General features: G+C 60.8%; 14 protein-coding genes. 12 read left to right on the top strand and 2 right to left on the bottom strand.

Annotated elements, in window-relative coordinates; translation table 11 throughout:
- Nucleotides 1-6: 6 nt before the first annotated feature.
- Complete coding sequence (locus ACIQJ2_RS09075; protein ID WP_400669756.1) at nucleotides 7-2,160, bottom strand: thiamine pyrophosphate-dependent enzyme; 2,154 nt, start codon at nucleotides 2,158-2,160, stop codon at nucleotides 7-9.
- A gap of 377 nt (nucleotides 2,161-2,537) precedes the next feature.
- On the opposite strand from ACIQJ2_RS09075, the gene ACIQJ2_RS09070 reads away from it, so the two are divergent.
- The 5 genes from ACIQJ2_RS09070 (at nucleotide 2,538) to ACIQJ2_RS09050 (ending at nucleotide 7,891) form a co-directional block, all read left to right on the top strand.
- Nucleotides 2,538-4,073 (top strand): ABC transporter substrate-binding protein, encoded by a 1,536-nt coding sequence (locus ACIQJ2_RS09070; protein WP_400669753.1) that lies wholly within the window; start codon nucleotides 2,538-2,540, stop codon nucleotides 4,071-4,073.
- A gap of 219 nt (nucleotides 4,074-4,292) precedes the next feature.
- Nucleotides 4,293-5,291, top strand: a complete 999-nt coding sequence (locus ACIQJ2_RS09065) for an ABC transporter permease (RefSeq protein WP_400669751.1) — start codon at nucleotides 4,293-4,295, stop codon at nucleotides 5,289-5,291.
- Nucleotides 5,284-6,177, top strand: a complete 894-nt coding sequence (locus tag ACIQJ2_RS09060; RefSeq protein ID WP_199148086.1) for an ABC transporter permease — start codon at nucleotides 5,284-5,286, stop codon at nucleotides 6,175-6,177. The genes ACIQJ2_RS09065 and ACIQJ2_RS09060 overlap by 8 nt, the downstream gene beginning before the upstream one ends.
- A complete protein-coding gene (locus ACIQJ2_RS09055; protein ID WP_400669748.1) occupies nucleotides 6,174-7,046 on the top strand; it encodes an ABC transporter ATP-binding protein in 873 nt (290 codons plus the stop codon). Before ACIQJ2_RS09060 ends, ACIQJ2_RS09055 begins: the two co-directional genes overlap by 4 nt.
- The gene (locus tag ACIQJ2_RS09050) at nucleotides 7,043-7,891 is read left to right on the top strand and encodes an ATP-binding cassette domain-containing protein (protein ID WP_400669746.1); all 849 of its coding nucleotides are present in this window, start codon (nucleotides 7,043-7,045) and stop codon (nucleotides 7,889-7,891) included. Before ACIQJ2_RS09055 ends, ACIQJ2_RS09050 begins: the two co-directional genes overlap by 4 nt.
- A gap of 66 nt (nucleotides 7,892-7,957) precedes the next feature.
- Here the strand turns inward: ACIQJ2_RS09050 and ACIQJ2_RS09045 are convergent, their stop codons facing one another.
- On the bottom strand, nucleotides 7,958-9,571 hold the full coding sequence (locus ACIQJ2_RS09045; protein WP_400669743.1) for an AMP-binding protein: 1,614 nt from the start codon (nucleotides 9,569-9,571) through the stop codon (nucleotides 7,958-7,960).
- Nucleotides 9,572-9,871: 300 nt separating this feature from the next.
- On the opposite strand from ACIQJ2_RS09045, the gene ACIQJ2_RS09040 reads away from it, so the two are divergent.
- The 7 genes from ACIQJ2_RS09040 (at nucleotide 9,872) to ACIQJ2_RS09010 (ending at nucleotide 17,126) form a co-directional block, all read left to right on the top strand.
- Nucleotides 9,872-12,190 carry a bifunctional salicylyl-CoA 5-hydroxylase/oxidoreductase gene (locus ACIQJ2_RS09040; protein ID WP_400669741.1) on the top strand — a complete coding sequence of 773 codons (2,319 nt, stop codon included), beginning with the start codon at nucleotides 9,872-9,874 and terminating at the stop codon, nucleotides 12,188-12,190.
- 7 nt (nucleotides 12,191-12,197) lie between these two features.
- Nucleotides 12,198-12,977: an SDR family NAD(P)-dependent oxidoreductase gene (locus tag ACIQJ2_RS09035; protein ID WP_400669738.1), complete on the top strand. Its 780-nt coding sequence runs from the start codon at nucleotides 12,198-12,200 to the stop codon at nucleotides 12,975-12,977.
- A 5-nt stretch (nucleotides 12,978-12,982) separates the two neighbouring features.
- Nucleotides 12,983-13,834: an enoyl-CoA hydratase family protein gene (locus ACIQJ2_RS09030; protein ID WP_400669736.1), complete on the top strand. Its 852-nt coding sequence runs from the start codon at nucleotides 12,983-12,985 to the stop codon at nucleotides 13,832-13,834.
- A gap of 4 nt (nucleotides 13,835-13,838) precedes the next feature.
- Nucleotides 13,839-15,017, top strand: coding sequence for an acyl-CoA dehydrogenase family protein (locus ACIQJ2_RS09025; RefSeq protein ID WP_400669733.1), 1,179 nt, complete (start codon nucleotides 13,839-13,841; stop codon nucleotides 15,015-15,017).
- 114 nt (nucleotides 15,018-15,131) lie between these two features.
- Nucleotides 15,132-16,313: an acyl-CoA dehydrogenase gene (locus ACIQJ2_RS09020; protein WP_400669730.1), complete on the top strand. Its 1,182-nt coding sequence runs from the start codon at nucleotides 15,132-15,134 to the stop codon at nucleotides 16,311-16,313.
- 8 nt (nucleotides 16,314-16,321) lie between these two features.
- On the top strand, nucleotides 16,322-16,753 hold the full coding sequence (locus tag ACIQJ2_RS09015) for a thioesterase family protein (RefSeq protein WP_199148077.1): 432 nt from the start codon (nucleotides 16,322-16,324) through the stop codon (nucleotides 16,751-16,753).
- Complete coding sequence (locus tag ACIQJ2_RS09010; protein WP_184702818.1) at nucleotides 16,731-17,126, top strand: RidA family protein; 396 nt, start codon at nucleotides 16,731-16,733, stop codon at nucleotides 17,124-17,126. Before ACIQJ2_RS09015 ends, ACIQJ2_RS09010 begins: the two co-directional genes overlap by 23 nt.
- Nucleotides 17,127-17,184: the final 58 nt, after the last annotated feature.

Here is a 17,184-nt window from a genome sequence, read left to right as displayed (position 1 = left end):
GCCCTCTCAATCTGCGAAGACGATGCGGCCGGCGCGGCGACGCGCCTGCAGCCAGCCGATGACGCGGGAACGCAGGCGGGCGACGAAGCGGTCCCAACCCGTCGGGTTGTGAATGATATCGGCGCGGTAGAAGGACGGACAGAGCACCGCAGCCTCCGAAACCTCGCCGCAATTGCCGCAGCCGACGCAATTATTGTCGATCGCCGCCACCGGATCGTCCTTCAGCGGATCGTCGGTATGCTTGACCGATAGTGATGGGCAGCCGGAAAGACGGATGCAGGCGTGATCGCCGGTGCAGACATCTTCGTCTACGCCGAAGCGCTCCTTGACCATGCGCTTGCCGTCTTTCACGGCCTTGGCAAATAGCGGCTTCACGCGACGCTGCTTGTTGAGCATACATTCCGAGGAGGCGACGATGATCTTCGGCCCCGGTTCCTTCGATGTCAGCGCCTCGCGCAGCGTGTCGCGCATCTTGGCGACATCATAGGTGCGGTCGATCTGGCGCACCCAGGTCGCGCCGATGCCCTTGACCGCATTGACGATGGAATTGTTGGTCTTGCGGCGCGGATTGAGGGCGCGCGAGGACGGTATGTCCTGACCGCCGGTCGCCGCAGAATAGTAATTGTCGACGACGAGGATGACGCCATCCTGCTTATTGAAGACCGCATTGCCGACTGATGTCGCCAGGCCATTATGCCAGAAACCGCCGTCGCCCATGACCGAGATCGCGCGCTTGTCGGCGGCCACGTTGAAGGCCGAAGCAGCCGCGGGCCCGAGCCCGTAGCCCATGGTGGTGCTGCCCAGATTGAAGGGCGGCAGGATCGAGAACAGGTGACAGCCGATATCGCCGGAGATGTGATGCTGGCCGAGTTCACCTTCCACCATCTTCATCGCCGCGAAGATCGGCCGCTCGGGACAGCCGATGCAGAAGCCCGGCGGCCGCGGCGGCACGACTTCCGCCAATGCCTTGATCTTGGGATCGTTGAGGATAGGCGTCGGATCCGGCAGCGGTGGCTGGTTGCCGAGCAACACGCGCTGATGGATCTCCAGGAAATTCTTGATGCCCTTCATCAGGACCGGTGCGGTATATTCGCCGCCCATCGGCAAGACATCCTTGCCGGAGACCTTGGTCTGTATATCCCGGCGGCGCAGGATCGTGTTGAGCGACTGCTCGATATATTCGGGCGCCCCCTCCTCGACCAGCAGCACGGCTTTCTTGTTGGCGCAGAACTCGGCCATCTGATCGTCGATCAGCGGATAGGCGACATTGAGAACGTATAGCGGCACAGCGGAATTGCCGTAGACGTCTGCAAGACCGAGCTGCTGCAGCGCACGCATGACGCCATTGTAGGCGCCGCCGAGCAGGATGATGCCGACTTCGCCTTCGGAAGGACCAAAATATTCGTTGAGCTGGCGCTTCTTGATGAAGTCGACAGCGGCCGGCCAGCGTTTCTCCAGCTTCTCCTTCTCATGCAGGAAGGAGGCGGGCGGCAGTACGATGCGGTTGACATCGCGAACCGGATTTTCGAGTGCCTGCTTCAGCGTATAGGCCGGCCGCTTGTTGTCCTTGGCGACGAACTGGCCATGCACATGACAGCTGCGGATGCCGACCTGCAGCATGACGGGCGTATTGGAAGCCTCGGAAAGCTCGAAACCTTCCTCGACCGCCTGCACGATCGACGGCAGGTTCGGGCGTGGATTGAGCAACCACATCTGCGATTTCATCGCATAGGCATGGCTGCGCTCCTGCATGATCGAGGAGCCTTCGCCGTAATCCTCGCCGATGATGATTAGCGCGCCGCCGGTGACACCGCCCGAAGACAGGTTGGAAAGCGCGTCGGAAGCAACATTCGTGCCCGCCGTCGATTTCCAGGTAACGGCGCCGCGCACCGGGTACATGACGGAGGCCGACAGCATGGCGGCGGCAGCCGCTTCCGATGCAGACGTCTCGAAGTGGACGCCGAGATCTTCCATCACGTCCTTGGCATCGGCCAGCACGTCCATGAGATGGGAAATCGGCGATCCCTGATAGCCGCCGACATAGGATACGCCGGACTGCAGAAGTGCCTTGGTGATCGCGAGAATACCCTCGCCGCGGAAGACATCACCTTCCCCGAGCTTCAGATCCTCGACCTCGCGCGCAAATGATCGCTCGGCCATCGTCGTTACCCCTTTGCCCTATGGGCTTCTTTAAATCATTTGCAAAATCATATTTTGAACTTCCTTCAACTGTCAACGAACAAATACGCGATATTGAGCAACAGACCGCCTCTTGGAGCAGCTGCTATACGGCGATCTCTACAAGCGGCAGCGAGTGAAAAGAGCGATTTGAAACCGCAATTATATGCATATGCATAAAAATAGACCATCTTACACAGCCTTGCCTTGGGCCGAACGCGGGAATTTTCGAAAGGGCCAGAGAAAGCGCTTGCCGCTCCGAAATACATATTTTAGGATTAAAACATTCCGACAATAAATCGCCAGCGGCAGGCGGAGCGTCATGCTTTTCTGCCGCTTAACAGGGGAACGGAGTGACCATGACTAAACTTACTCGGCGCGAGGCCCTCAGCCTCGGCGCAGCCGCATTCATTACTGGGATTCTCGCGGGCAGAACGCCCGTCGAAGCTGCCGAGGCCGGCACTTTGACCATCGCCTTCAACGTCAACCTGCCGTCTTTCGATCCGACGACCGGCCCTTCCGCCGTCAACCCGACGATCCAGGCGATCTACCGCTCGATCTTCGACCAGTATATCGGCCAGGGACCGGATCTGAAGTTCCAGCCGGGCCTGCTGACCGCCTGGGGTTGGAACGACGACAAGACCAAGGTCTGGATGGACGTCCGCGAAGGCGTCACCTGGCATGACGGCTCCAAGTTCACACCTGATGATGTCGTCTGGTCGTTGGAGCGCGCCGCCAAGCAGGAAACGGGCAATCCCATCCAGTTCATCTGGTCGACCGCCAATAACTACAAGGTGGAAGGCAACCGCATCACCGGCGATGTGGTGCGCTTCGAGCCGACCTTCTTCAAGTGGATGGCCTTCCTCACCGGCTATATCCTGCCGAAGGACTATTACACCAAGGTGGGCGCGGAAGGCTTCGAAAAGAAGCCGATCGGCACCGGCCCCTATATGGTCGATGCCTATGAGGGCAATTCCTATCTGCGCCTGAAGGCGAACCCGAATTATTTCGGCGGCAAGCCCGCCTTTGACACGGTCATCTTCAAGTTCGTGCCTGATACGACGAGCCGCGTCGCCGAAATCGAATCCGGCTCTTCCGACGTGACGCTGGAAATCCCCTATGAGGATTTTGACCGGCTGAAGACCAAGTCGGGTCTCGCAGGCGTTGCGACGCCCGTTTCCGATATTGGCATGATCTTCATCAGCAATGTCGATCCGATGCTCGACAAGAATGTCCGCCTCGCCGCCAACATGGCGATCGACAAGGACGCGATCATCAAGCGGCTGTTGCGCGGCTACGGCAATCCGCTATCGACGCTTGAAGCGCCGGAATACGAAGCCTATGACGCCTCCATCAAGATCCCCTACGATCCGGAACAGGCCAAGAAGCTCCTGGCGGCCAGCGGCTACTCGACGAAAAAGCCGGTGAAATTCACCATCAAGACCACCCGCGGCTTCAAGCCGAAGGACTACGAGATGATCCAGGCGATCGTCGGCATGTGGCGCAAGGTGGGCATCGAGGCTGAGATCGAAGTCTACGAAATCGCCAAGCATTACGAACTGCGCGCCGCCCACAAGCTCGGACCGGCCGCCTTCTACAACTGGGGCAATGCCATCGGCGACCCGACGACCTCTACCGGCTTCGCCATGTTCGGCCCCTCGCCGCACTCGGCCTGGAAGACCAAGGATGTCGACGACATGCTGGGACCGCTCTGGGGCGAAAAGGACGAGGCAAAGCGCATTGCTGGCTGGAAAGCAGCGATCAAATACATCGCCGAGCAGGGCTATGTGATTCCGCTGCTGCAATATGCTCAGCCGATCGTCTACAAGTCGAGCCTGAAGGTCACGCCGAACGTCTCCGGCGCCCTGCAGCCGACACTCGTGTCGAAGGCTTGATATCGCTTTTGTGGCTTTGCCCCTCACCCTGACCCTCTTTCCGCTCGCATGGAGAGGGGACGACCTCTGTTCCCTCGCGTGAACAGGCGGTTAGGGGTAGGCTGCAGGTGCCTCTTTCCCCTTCTCCTCGTGAAAAACGGGGAGAAGGTGCCCGACAGGGCGGATGAGGGGCTTGGCTTCTTCATTTGCAGCAGCGAATGCCATCGGAATACATAACGAATGATAGCAGTTTCCATTCTCAATCGGCTGATCATGGCCGCCATCACGCTGTTCGGAGTGGCGCTGATCGTCTTCGTCCTGCTGCGCGTCGTGCCGGGCGATCCGATCGCCATGATGATCTCGCCGGGCGCGAGCCCCGCAGATATCGCAGCACTCCGCGCCCATTACGGTCTTGATGCAAGCCTGACGGCACAGTTTGGAATCTGGCTGAAATCGGTCCTCATGGGTGATTTCGGGACGTCGATCTCTCTGAAACGCGATGTGCTGTCATTGTTGGGCGAACGTCTCCCCGCGACACTGGAGCTTGCTTTTGCCGCCCTGGTTCTGGCCGTTCTGCTCGGTGGCGCGGTAGCCATCGTCGGCACGCTGGCCCGCCGCACGATTTTCGAACCTGTGATCGATAGCCTGAACGGCCTTTTCCTGGCCGTGCCGGATTTCGTCTGGGCGCTTGCGCTGGTCCTGGTTCTCGGAGTTCTCTTTCCGCTTTCCGGCCGCATCGACCCAAGCATCGACGCGCAATTCACAACACCTTTCTATCTCGTCGAAAGCCTGGTGACGCTTCGCTTTGCGATCTTCGCCGATATTTGCGCCCATATGGTCATGCCGGTCCTGGCGCTCGGCCTGCCGCTTGCGGCCATCATCGCCAGGGTGCTCAAAGCCGCGCTCTCCGAGGCCATGGTGCAGGACTATATTCTGCTCGCCAAGCTGAAAGGCATGTCCGAACTGCGGTTGGTGTTGCAGGAAGCGCTGCGCAATGCCGTCGGCCCGACGATCGCGCTGACCGGCGTGCAGTTCACTTTCCTGATCGGCGGCACCGTCATCGTCGAGCGAATCTTCGCCTATCCCGGCATTGGCAACATGGCGATCGACGCCGTCATCAACCGCGACCTGCCGCTGATCCAGGGGCTTGTCCTCGTCTTCGGCGCCATCTTCATTCTCGTCAATCTGGCGGTCGATCTTCTGGTCGCGGCCTTCAATCCGAGGCTCGCCCATGGCTGACGTCACCTCGCCCGCCATGCCGCGATCGCCGTCGAGAATGGCTAAGCGCATCCGGGCATTGCTCGCCGAGCCGAAGGTGATCTTCGGCGGTGGCTTCATCCTGATCCTGATCATCCTCGCGATCTTTGCGCCCTATATCGCGCCGAAGGATCCGCTGGAGCAGGATCTGATGTCCGGCACCTTGCCGCCGGCGTGGATCGAGGGTTCCGATCCCGGCTTCCTGCTCGGCACGGACGATCTTGGCCGCGACGTATTGTCCCGTGCCATCTTCGGCACCCGCATCGCGCTTACGGTGGCCTTCGTCGCAGCAGGCCTCGCGGCGCTGATCGGGACGCTGCTCGGCCTTCTTGCCGGCTGGTATGGCGGCTGGATCGACAAAGTGATTTCCCGCCTCGTCGATATCTGGATGGCCTTCCCGCCGGTGCTTCTCTCAATCCTGCTCGTCGCCGTCTTCGGCTCCGGCGTGCACTCGGTCATCGCTGCTATCGTCATCATCGACTGGACGCGTTTCTGTCGTGTCGTGCGATCGGAAACGCAGGCGCAGGCGCGGATGGACTATGTAACGGCAGCCCATACGATCGGCTTCTCCCGGGTGAGAATCCTCTTCAGCGAAATCCTGCCCAATGTGACGCCGGTGCTGATCGCCCTTGTCAGCCTGGAAATGGGCATCGCCGTCATCGTCGAAGCCATCCTGTCCTTTGTCGGCCTGTCGGTAGCATCCGATACGCCGACCTGGGGCGGCATGATCGCCGAGGGTCGGCAGATGATCTATCAAGGCTGGTGGGTGCTGGTCGTGCCGCTGATCGCGCTCTTCGCGACGGTGCTTGCCTTCAATCAACTCGGCGATGGCCTGCGCCGCGCTCTTGATCCGGTGATGCGCCGATGACACCTCCACTTCTTTCCATTACCGGCCTCAGCGCCGTATCCGACCGCGACGGCAAGGCGCCGATCCTGCGCGACGTTTCCCTGACACTGGAACGCGGCGAAGTGCGCGGTCTCGTCGGCGAAAGCGGCGCCGGAAAATCGACCATCGCCAAGGCCCTGCTCGGCATCTTGCCCCGCAGCGTCCGTATCACCAACGGTTCGATCCTTTTCGAAAGCCGAGACCTCCTCACTCTCTCAGCCAGGGAGCTACGCGGTATCATGGGCAGCGAGATTTCGCTGATCCCGCAAGATCCGCAAACGGCGCTCAATCCGGGCCGGCGCGTCGAGGCGCAACTGACTGACGGCCTGCGGTTGAAGCGAGGCATGTCGTCGCGTGATGCACGGCAGCGCGCGCTAAAGCTGTTGGAAGAAGTGCATATCCGCGATCCCGAGCGCGTATTGCGCGCCTACCCCCATGAACTGTCCGGGGGAATGCGCCAGCGCGTATTGATTGCCGCCGCTTTCGCCTTGGAGCCGAAGCTGGTCGTCGCCGACGAGCCGACCACGGCGCTCGACGTCACGGTGCAGAAGCAGATCCTGCGGCTGATCCGTGGCCTGCAGGAGGCGCATGGCACCGCCGTCATTTTCGTCACGCATGACCTCGGCGTCGTCGCCCAGATCTGCGACAGCATCACCCTGCTCTACGCCGGCAAGGTCATCGAAGAGGGACGCACGAGCGATGTGCTCACCCATCCCCAGCACATCTACACAAAATCGCTGATATCGGCCGGTCCGCGCTACGATCGGCCGGATGCCGGGCTGACGCCGGTTCCGCAAACCGTCTTCGAACAATTGCGCCGCGAAATCGGCATTCCGGAGGTTCGCCGATGAGCATTTCCGATAGTCTCCTGTCGGCCAGGGGCATCGAAGTTACCTATGGCGCCAAGCCGCACCTTTTCGGACCGCCGGGTCAAGGCATCAAGGTGCTGCATGGCGTCGATCTCGACATCTGCCGTGGCGAAACGGTCGGCATCGTCGGCGAAAGCGGCTCGGGCAAGACGACGCTCGGCCGCGCCCTGCTGCGGCTTGTCGATGTGACCGCAGGCAGCATCCATTTCGATGGCAGGGATATCACCCGCCTGCCCGATGCCGCTATGCGGCCTCTGCGCCGCCGCATGCAGATGATCTTTCAAGACCCGATGGCTTCGCTCAATCCGCGCCACACCATCCGCCGTATCCTCGTGGAACCGCTGCTGTTGCATGGATTGGCTTCGGACCGGAAAGACGCCGAGCGACGCGTTGCCAAGATCCTCGAGCGCGTGACGCTGCCGCAGGCCTGCCTCGATCGCAATCCGCACGAACTTTCCGGAGGGCAGCGCCAGCGCATCGGCATCGCACGGGCAGCGCTATTGGAGCCAGATTTCGTGCTGGCAGACGAAATTGTTTCCGGCCTTGACGTCTCGACGCAGGCACAGGTGCTTAATCTGCTGAAGGAACTTTCGCGCGACCTTGGCCTGTCGATGGCGTTCATCAGCCACGATCTCTCGGTCATCCGCGCCGTCTGCGACCGTGTCTATGTCCTGCGCCATGGCCGTGTCGAAGAGGAAGGCAATTGCGAGCGCGTCTTCACCACACCCGCCTCCGCCTATACGCGCATGTTGCTCGATGCCATTCCCTTGCCGGAAATTGATCCGCACTGGCTGACGCGCGAAACGGAGCAGGAAAACGCCGCGTGATGAGCATTTCCAGGACATATGCATGGCAGTTTTCTGCCCGGGATGCCGGACGAAGCACCCCGACCTTCAGTTGCGCAACCGAAAACGCTGTATCTTGCCGGATTCGGTCTTCGGCAAGGCTTCGACGAAAATGATGGAGCGCGGATATTTGTAGGGCGCGATCACGGCTTTGACGTGATCCTGCAGCTTCTTGACCTGCAGATCCGAACCGGTGGCGCCGGCGGCCAGCACAACATAGGCCTGAACGATATGGCCCCGCTCCTCGTCCGGCTTGCCGACGACGGCACATTCCATAACGTCCGCATGCGACAGAAGGGCAGCCTCCACTTCCGGCCCGGCAATATTGTAGCCGGCCGAAAGGATGATGTCGTCGGAGCGCGCCGCAAAGTGGAAATAACCGTCTTCGTCCTGAATGAAGCTGTCGCCCGTCAGGTTCCAGCCAGCCCGGACGTAATCGGCCTGCCTGTGATCGGCGAGATAACGGCAACCGATCGGGCCACGAACGACGAGCTTGCCGATCGTGCCGCGCGGAACCTCGTTCATCTCCTCATCGACGACGCGGGCTTCATAGCCTGTCAGCGGCTTGCCAGTGCAGTTCGCCTTGGCATCATCGAGCCGGTTGGAGATGAAGATATGCAGCAACTCCGTCGAGCCGATACCGTCGAGGATCGGCTTGCCGGTTTTGCGCGTCCATTCCTCAAAGATCGGTCCGGGCAGCGTCTCACCCGCCGAAACCGCGATACGAAGCGAGGAAAGGTCGGCCCCCTCTTCCATGGCGGCCAACATGGCGCGATAGGCCGTGGGCGCGGTGAAGCTGATGGTCGCGCCATATTCCTGGATGATCTCGACCATGTTCTTCGGCGAGGCATTCTCCAGCAGCGCTGTCGATGCACCGAAGCGCAGCGGGAATACAACCAGACCGCCGAGCCCGAAGGTGAAGGCAATCGGCGGCGAGCCGATGAAAACGTCATCGGGCGTCACCTGCAGCACTTCCTTGGCATAAGCGTCGGCAATGATCAGGATATCGCGATGGAAATGCATCGTCGCCTTCGGCACGCCCGTCGACCCCGAAGTGAAGCCGAGCAGCGCTACATCATCTCGTCCGGTTTTGACCGCCTCGAAGCGGACTGGCTTATTGAGCGCGATACGATCGAGCTCGGCATCGTGATTGGCGGTGCCGTCAAAGCCGACGACCTGCTGGAGGAAGCGACTATCCTTGGCGACAGCGACCAGCTCCTCCAGCAATCTCGTATCGCAGAGTGCTAAGGAAATTTCTGCCTTGTCGACAACTTTGGACAGTTCGCCCGCACGCAGCATCGGCATGGTGTTGACGGCAACGGCGCCGACCTTGGTCACCGCCAGCCAGCAGGCAATCATGGCGGGGTTGTTGCCGGAGCGGATGAGAACGCGATTGCCGGGTTTGACGCCAAAGTTTTCGACGAGCGCATGGGCGATGCGGTTGGTCCAGTCCGCCAGTTCCTTATAGGTGCGGCGGCGACCATTGCCGATCAGGGCCACATTGTCGCCGAAGCCCTTCTCGACCATGCGATCGCTGAGTTCGAAACCGGCATTCAGCCATTCCGGATAGTCGAAACCGTCCATCCGCAATTCAGGCCATTCCTCGAAGGGCGGCAAATTGTCCCGCGTGAATGTATCGGTATGACCGGTCGGTCCCAGCATTGCCTCGCTCCCAGATAGCAATCAACCAAGCCACCACCATAACGGCCTCCCCAAGGTGCTATGTGTGGCGTGGCTAAAAAGATCGCATTGAAGAATGAAATGTTCAAGCAAGAAATTTTAAGCCTAAAATATTTCCTGTTTCCAATTGATTTAAAAGGTATTTTGAGATTTCCAGAGCGCTGCACGGTCGTTTAATCAAGAGATTCAGGCAAGACATATCTTGACGAACGCGACCGGCGAGATATTTTAAACTTAAATAATTTTTCGGAACCACCACGGTTTCAAGAGGAGGGATAAGCGATGCGCATCGTCTGTATCGGCGGCGGTCCGGCTGGGCTCTACTTCGCGCTTCTGATGAAGAAGCTCCATCCCGAGCATTCGATCCGCGTCGTCGAGCGCAATCGCCCTTACGATACCTTCGGCTGGGGCGTCGTCTTCTCCGACGCGACCATGGTTTCGATGCGCGAATGGGATCCGGAAAGCGCCGCCGAGATTGAAGACGCCTTCAATCATTGGGACGACATCGAAGTCCTGTTCAAGGGCACGCGCCAGCGCACATCGGGCCACGGCTTCGTCGGCATCGGCCGTAAGAAGCTTTTGAACATCCTGCAGAAACGCTGCGAAGCGCTGGATGTCGAGCTGATCTTCGAAACCGATGTCAATTCCGATCTCGATTACCCCGACGCCGATCTGGTTATCGGTTCGGACGGCCTCAATTCGCGCATTCGCAATCATTATCCGGAAGTCTTCCAGCCTGATATGATCACGCGGCCGAACCGCTATATCTGGCTCGGCACAGACAAGCTGTTCGACGCCTTTACCTTCGATTTCCGCAAGACCGACCACGGCTGGTTCCAGGCGCATATCTACAAGTTCGACGACAAGACCTCGACCTTCATCGTCGAAACCACCGAGGAAGCCTATCTCGCCCACGGCCTCGACAAGGTCGATCAGGATGGCTCTATCGCCTTCTGCGAAAACCTGTTCTCCGAAGTGCTCGAAGGCGCTTCGCTGATGACAAATGCCCGCCATATCCGCGGCTCGGCATGGCTGAATTTCAACCGCCTGATCTGCGGCAAGTGGAGCCATTTTAACGGCAATTCCCATGTCGTGCTGATGGGCGACGCGGCACATACCGCGCATTTTGCCATCGGTTCCGGCACCAAGCTCGCCATCGATGACGCCATCGAACTGACCCGTCAGTTCCAGATCCACGGGCACCAGAAGGATAAGATTCCAGCCGTTCTGGAGACCTACGAAGAAATCCGCCGCGTCGACGTCGCTCGCATCCAGAATGCCGCCCGCAACGCGATGGAATGGTTCGAAGTCGTCGGCCGCCGTTATGCGGATACGCTCGAGCCGCCGCAGTTCATGTATTCGATGCTGACCCGTTCGCAGCGCATCAGCCACGAGAACCTAAGGCTCCGCGACAAGACCTGGCTCGAGGGCTATGAGCGCTGGTTCGCCGAAAAATCCGGCCTTGCCGTCGGCAATGACCGCTGCCTGCCACCGATGTTCACGCCCTATCGCCTCCGCGACGTACAGCTCGTCAACCGCATCGTCGTCTCGCCCATGGCGATGTATTCGGCTGAGGATGGCGTGATGAACGATTTCCACATCGTTCATCTCGGCTCGCGCGCCCTTGGCGGTGCCGGCCTGATCTTTGCGGAAATGACCTGCGTCACCCCGGATGCGCGCATCACCCCCGGTTGCCTTGGCCTCTGGAACGAGGAACAGGCGGCGCAGTGGAAGCGGCTCGTCGATTTCGTTCATACGAATAGCGCCGCCAAGGTCGGCATTCAGATCGGCCATGCAGGCCGCAAGGGTGCGACGAAACTCGCCTGGGAAGGCATCGACCAGCCGCTTGCAGAAGGCGACTGGCCGTTGATCTCGGCATCGTCAGTCCCCTACCTCAAGAACAGCCAGGTGCCGAAGGCCATGGATCGCGCCGATATGGACCGCGTCAAGGCCGACTTCATCCGCTCGACGAAACTCGCGGTTGAAACCGGCGCCGATTGGCTGGAATTGCACTGCGCCCACGGCTATCTGCTGTCGAGCTTCCTGTCGCCGCTCACCAATCTGCGTGACGACGAATATGGCGGCAGTCACGAAAACCGCGCCCGCTATCCGCTTGAAATCTTCCATGCGATCCGCGCCATATGGCCGGCGGACAAGCCGATCTCGGTCCGTCTCTCCTGCCATGACTGGACCGATGGCGGCAACACGCCGGAAGATGCGGCCATCTTCGCGCGCATGTTCAAGGAAGCCGGCGCCGACCTGATCGACTGCTCCTCGGGCCAGGTCTCGAAACAGGAAAAGCCTGTTTACGGCCGCCTGTTCCAGACGCCTTTCTCCGACAAGATCCGCAACGAGATCGGCATCCCGACGATCGCCGTCGGGGCGATCTCAGAGGCCGATCACGCCAATTCGATCATCGCCGCTGGCCGCGCCGATCTCTGCGCCGTCGCCCGCCCGCATCTGGCGGATCCGGCCTGGTCGCTGCATGAGGCCGCGAAGATCGGACTGACTTCCATTCCCTGGCCGAAGCAATATGTTTCCGGCAAGACTCAGTACGAAACCAATCTCGCCCGCGCGGCCACCACGGCACCGGCGAAATGAGGATGAAATGACGAGTTCGGGCAAACTTGCGGGCCGTCATGCCCTCGTCACCGGTGCCGGCAGCGGCATCGGTGCCGCGATCGCCAGGGCGCTCGCCGCCGAGGGTGCGCAGGTCAGCCTGGCCGGTCGCCGCAGGGAACCGCTGGAAGCGGTTGCCGCCGAGATCGGCGTGCAGGCTTTTGTGGTCGAAGGCTTCGATGTCACCAGCACCGAAGCCGTAGCCGAGGGCCTCGCCAAAGCACGCGAAAAATTCGGCCCGGTTGATATTCTCGTCAACAATGCCGGCGAAGCGCCGAGCGCGCCGTTCGAGAAGACAAGTCTCGAGGCGTGGAACCACGTCTTATCGGTTGATCTGACGGGCGTTTTCGTTGTGACACAAGCAGTTCTTCCCGATCTGAAAGCCCGCGGCATCGGCGCGCGCATCATCAATATCGCCTCGACGGCCGGCTTGAAGGGCTATGGCTACGTCTCGGCTTACGTTGCCGCCAAGCATGGCGTCGTCGGTCTCACGCGCTCGCTGGCGCTTGAGCTTGCCAAGACCGGCATGACGGTCAATGCCGTCTGCCCCGGCTTCACCGATACGCCGATCATTCAGCGTTCGATCGAAACGATCGTCGCCAAGACCGGGCGCACCGCCGAACAGGCGCTTGCCGAGTTTACGAAGTCCAATCCGCAGGGACGGCTGATCAAGCCGGAAGAGGTTGCCGACACCGTGCTCTGGCTGGCATCGCCGGCCGCGGCATCGATCAATGGACAGGCAATTGCGGTTGCCGGTGGGGAGATTTGAACGCCATGAGCGATCGGGACATGACGATGAAAGGGCATCTGAGGCCCTTCAAAGATTACAAGCCTGAGCATTTTCTCTTAGATGTCAGTGAAGACGGCCGCGTCGCCACCATCAGGCTGAACCGTCCGGAACGTAAGAACCCGCTGACCTTCGACAGCTATGCCGAGCTGCGCGATCTCTTTCGCGATCTCGCCTATGCATCCGATATCCGCGCCATCGTGCTGACCGGCGCCGGCGGCAATTTTTCCTCCGGCGGCGACGTGTTCGAAATCATCGAACCGCTGACCCGCATGGCGATGCCCGAGCTTCTCGCCTTTACGCGCATGACGGGCGATCTCGTCAAGGCGATGCGCAAATGCCCGCAGCCGATCATCACGGCAGTGGACGGCATCTGTGCCGGTGCCGGTGCGATCCTCGCCATGGCCTCCGATCTCAGGCTTGCGACGCCGGAAGCCAAGACCGCCTTCCTCTTCACGCGCGTTGGCCTTGCCGGTGCCGACATGGGCGCTTGCGGCATCCTGCCCCGCATCATCGGCCAAGGCCGCGCCGCCGAGCTTCTCTATACCGGCCGCTCGATGACGGCGGCTGAAGGACAAGCCTGGGGCTTCTATAACGGCCTGCATGCCAATACCGATCTGGAAAGCGAAGCGATCAAGCTCGCCCGCTCGCTGGCCGACGGCCCCTGGTTCGCCCATGGCATGACCAAGACCATGCTGAACCAGGAATGGGCGATGGGCATCGAGGAAATGATCGAATCCGAAGCGCAGGCGCAGGCGATATGCATGGCGACGCAGGATTTCCGCCGCGCCTTCGAAGCCTTCGCCGCCAAGCGCCGACCGGAATTCCAGGGGGATTGAGCTGATGTCCAAGGCAAGCAGCCTCCCCGGCCCGACACGCGATCATCTGGATTGGCCGTTCTTCGAAGAGCGACATCGCCGCTATGCTGATGATGTCGATGCTTTCGGCAAATCCGCCGCCATGACCTCGATCGACCATTCGGATGTTGACGGTGCTTGCCGCAAGCTGGTCAAGTCGCTTGGTGACGCCGGGCTTCTTGCCGCCGCGACGGGCGCATCCCATGACGATCCTCTGATCGATTCCCGCATGGTCTGCCTCGCCCGCGAGACGTTGGCCTGGTATGACGGCCTTGCCGATTTCGCCTTTGCCATGCAGGGGCTCGGCACCGGAGCCATCGGCCTCTCGGGCTCGCCGGCGTTGCGTGCAACCGTGTTGCCCAAAGTACGATCCGGCGATTGGCTTGCCGCTTTTGCGCTCTCCGAGAAGGACGCGGGCTCCGATGTCGCCGCGATGAGCTGCGCCGCCCGTCTCGACGGCGATCACTATGTTCTCGACGGCGAGAAGACCTGGATTTCCAATGGCGGCATCGCTGACGTCTACACCGTCTTCGCGCGCACCGGCGAAGCGCCGGGAACCCGCGGCATTTCCGCCTTCGTCGTCTTTGCCGACGATCCCGGCTTCTCGATTGCCGAACGCATCGAGGTGATCGCGCCGCATCCTTTGGCAACGATCCGTTTCGAGAACTGCCGCATTCCTGCGTCGCGTCGCCTCGGCGCGCCGGGCGAAGGCTTCAAGATCGCCATGCGCACGCTCGACATCTTCCGCGCCTCGGTCGCTGCCGCGAGCCTTGGCTTTGCCCGCCGTGCGCTGGATGAATCGCTTTCCCATGTCCGCGAGCGTCCGATGTTCGGCGCAAGGCTCGCGGACCTGCAACTGACGCAAGCCGCCCTCGGCGACATGGCAACCGGCATCGACGCGGCCGCATTGCTGACCTATCGCGCCGCCTGGCGTCGCGACGTACAGCGCCTGCCGACGACGCGCGAAGCGGCCATGGCCAAAATGACGGCGACTGAAACCGCGCAAAGCGTCATCGATCGGGCCGTCCAGCTCTTTGGCGGGCGTGGCGTGCGGTCGGGCGAGATAACGGAGAAACTTTATCGGGAGATCCGCGCGCTTCGCATCTATGAAGGTGCGACTGAAGTTCAAAAACTCATCGTTGCGCGCGAACTTCTGAAGACCTAGAGCAGTTCTAGGGGAATTGCTCAGCAATTTTCCGCCCGGAATTGCATGAAGAAGGAAATTGAGCGGTTCGGTGCTTTTGAAAGACGCCCAACCGCTCCAATGGGAGATAAGAGCATGAGCCGCGAGATTTTCGACTGGGCCGATCCGTTCCGCCTGACGGAGCAGCTGAACGACGACGAACGTATGGTGCTTGAAACAGCGCATTCCTACGCGCAGGAGAAGCTTGGCCCCCGCGTTCTCGAAGCCTTCCGCAATGAACAGACCGATCCCACGATCTTCCGCGAAATGGGCGAACTCGGCCTGCTGGGTCCGACGATTGCCCCGGAATACGGCGGCGCCGGTCTCGGCTATGTCGCCTACGGCCTGATCGCCCGAGAAGTCGAACGCGTCGACAGCGGCTACCGCTCGATGATGAGCGTTCAGTCCTCGCTCGTCATGGTGCCGATCGATGCTTTCGGCTCGGAAGCCCAGAAGCAGAAGTACCTGCCGAAGCTCGCGACCGGCGAGTGGATCGGCTGCTTTGGCCTGACCGAACCAAACCACGGCTCCGACCCCGGTTCGATGGTCACACGCGCAAAGAAGGTCGATGGCGGCTATAGCCTGACGGGTGCCAAGACCTGGATCTCCAATGCACCGATCGCAGATGTTTTCGTTGTCTGGGCCAAGACCGAGGATGGCCTCATCCGCGGCTTCATCCTCGAAAAGGGCTGGAAGGGCCTCTCCGCGCCTGCCATCCACGGAAAGGTGGGCCTGCGCGCCTCCATCACCGGCGAAGTCGTGATGGAAAATGTCTTCGTACCCGAGGAAAACCTGTTGCCGAACGTATCCGGCCTCAAGGGACCCTTCACCTGCCTCAACTCGGCGCGCTTCGGTATTGCCTGGGGTGCGCTCGGTGCGGCCGAGGATTGCTATGCCAAGGCGCGGCAATATGTGCTCGACCGCAAACAGTTCGGCCGGCCGCTTGCCGCCAACCAGCTCATCCAGAAGAAGCTCGCCGACATGGTCATCGAGATCACGCTCGGCCTGCAGGGCTGCCTGCGCCTCGGCCGCATGAAGGAAGAGGGTCATCCGCCCGTCGAACTAACCTCGATCCTCAAGCGCAACAGCTGCGGCAAGGCACTGGATATCGCCCGCGCCGCCCGTGACATGCTTGGCGGCAACGGGATCTCGGACGAGTTCGGCGTCGCACGCCACCTGGTCAACCTCGAAGTGGTCAACACCTACGAGGGCACGCACGACATCCACGCCCTCATCCTCGGCCGCGCCATCACCGGCATTGCCGCCTTTTCGAACTGAGGTCCGCCTTGGCTTTTAAAACCACCAGACCCCTGCGTTTCGGAGATTGCGATCCTTCCGGGATCGCATATTTCCCGTCGTATCTGAACATCCTCGTCGGGGTTCTGGAAGACTACTTTGCCTCGCTCGGCTTCCCCTGGAGGCGAATGATCGATGACCTACGTATCGGTGTCCCCACCGTGCGGCTCGATCTGACCTTCATGAAGCCGGGCCTGCAAGGCGACGATCTCGAATTCGTGCTCGTCGTCCGCGGCATCGGCCGTTCCTCGCTCGACCTGGAACATCAGGTCTCGGCGAACGGCCAAGTGCTGTGGACAGCCAAGCACCGCGTCGTCGCTACCTCGCTCGACACCAATCAATCGCACGCATGGCCGGATGATATCCGCGCCGCGCTGACCTCTCATCTGGAGACGACCGATGCACACCATCCTGCAACCTGAAGGCTGGGCCAAGCCGATCGGCTATGCCAATGGCATAGCGGCGACGGGCCGCACGGTGTTCGTCGGCGGTCAGATCGGCTGGAATGCCGCGTGCGAATTCGAAAGCGACGATTTCGTCGACCAGGTGCGCCAGACGCTGAAGAACGTTGTTGCCATCCTTGCCGAAGGCGGCGCGGAACCGAAGCACATCACCTCGATGACCTGGTATTTCACCGACAAGCAGGAATATCTCGGCAATTTGAAGGGTCTCGGCCAGGCTTATCGCGAAACCATCGGCCGCCATTTCCCGGCAATGGCGGCCGTGCAAGTCGTTGCTCTCGTCGAGGATCGTGCCAAGATCGAGATCCAGGCGACGGCCGTCATTCCGGAATAACGCTGGAGCTATTCCAGGAAAAGTGCGCAGCGGTTTTTCGTCCGAAATGCGTGGAAAC

Origin of the sequence: Rhizobium sp. NPDC092011 (genome assembly GCF_044756305.1) — a bacterium.
In the GTDB taxonomy this organism is placed as follows: Bacteria; Pseudomonadota; Alphaproteobacteria; order Rhizobiales; family Rhizobiaceae; genus Rhizobium.
Note: the sequence above shows the minus strand (reverse complement) of the source record. Positions and strands in the feature narration are given on the sequence as shown.

What these genes read in the sequence shown, in the direction of transcription:
- ACIQJ2_RS09025 (WP_400669733.1), top strand. Translation starts at nt 13,839, where the DNA reads ATGTCCAAGGCAAGCAGCCTCCCCGGCCCGACACGCGATCATCTGGAT.
- ACIQJ2_RS09055 (WP_400669748.1), top strand. Translation starts at nt 6,174, where the DNA reads ATGACACCTCCACTTCTTTCCATTACCGGCCTCAGCGCCGTATCCGAC.
- ACIQJ2_RS09060 (WP_199148086.1), top strand. Translation starts at nt 5,284, where the DNA reads ATGGCTGACGTCACCTCGCCCGCCATGCCGCGATCGCCGTCGAGAATG.
- ACIQJ2_RS09050 (WP_400669746.1), top strand. Translation starts at nt 7,043, where the DNA reads ATGAGCATTTCCGATAGTCTCCTGTCGGCCAGGGGCATCGAAGTTACC.
- ACIQJ2_RS09020 (WP_400669730.1), top strand. Translation starts at nt 15,132, where the DNA reads ATGAGCCGCGAGATTTTCGACTGGGCCGATCCGTTCCGCCTGACGGAG.
- ACIQJ2_RS09045 (WP_400669743.1), bottom strand. Translation starts at nt 9,571, where the DNA reads ATGCTGGGACCGACCGGTCATACCGATACATTCACGCGGGACAATTTG.
- ACIQJ2_RS09040 (WP_400669741.1), top strand. Translation starts at nt 9,872, where the DNA reads ATGCGCATCGTCTGTATCGGCGGCGGTCCGGCTGGGCTCTACTTCGCG.
- ACIQJ2_RS09065 (WP_400669751.1), top strand. Translation starts at nt 4,293, where the DNA reads ATGATAGCAGTTTCCATTCTCAATCGGCTGATCATGGCCGCCATCACG.
- ACIQJ2_RS09070 (WP_400669753.1), top strand. Translation starts at nt 2,538, where the DNA reads ATGACTAAACTTACTCGGCGCGAGGCCCTCAGCCTCGGCGCAGCCGCA.
- ACIQJ2_RS09075 (WP_400669756.1), bottom strand. Translation starts at nt 2,160, where the DNA reads ATGGCCGAGCGATCATTTGCGCGCGAGGTCGAGGATCTGAAGCTCGGG.
- ACIQJ2_RS09035 (WP_400669738.1), top strand. Translation starts at nt 12,198, where the DNA reads ATGACGAGTTCGGGCAAACTTGCGGGCCGTCATGCCCTCGTCACCGGT.
- ACIQJ2_RS09030 (WP_400669736.1), top strand. Translation starts at nt 12,983, where the DNA reads ATGAGCGATCGGGACATGACGATGAAAGGGCATCTGAGGCCCTTCAAA.
- ACIQJ2_RS09010 (WP_184702818.1), top strand. Translation starts at nt 16,731, where the DNA reads ATGCACACCATCCTGCAACCTGAAGGCTGGGCCAAGCCGATCGGCTAT.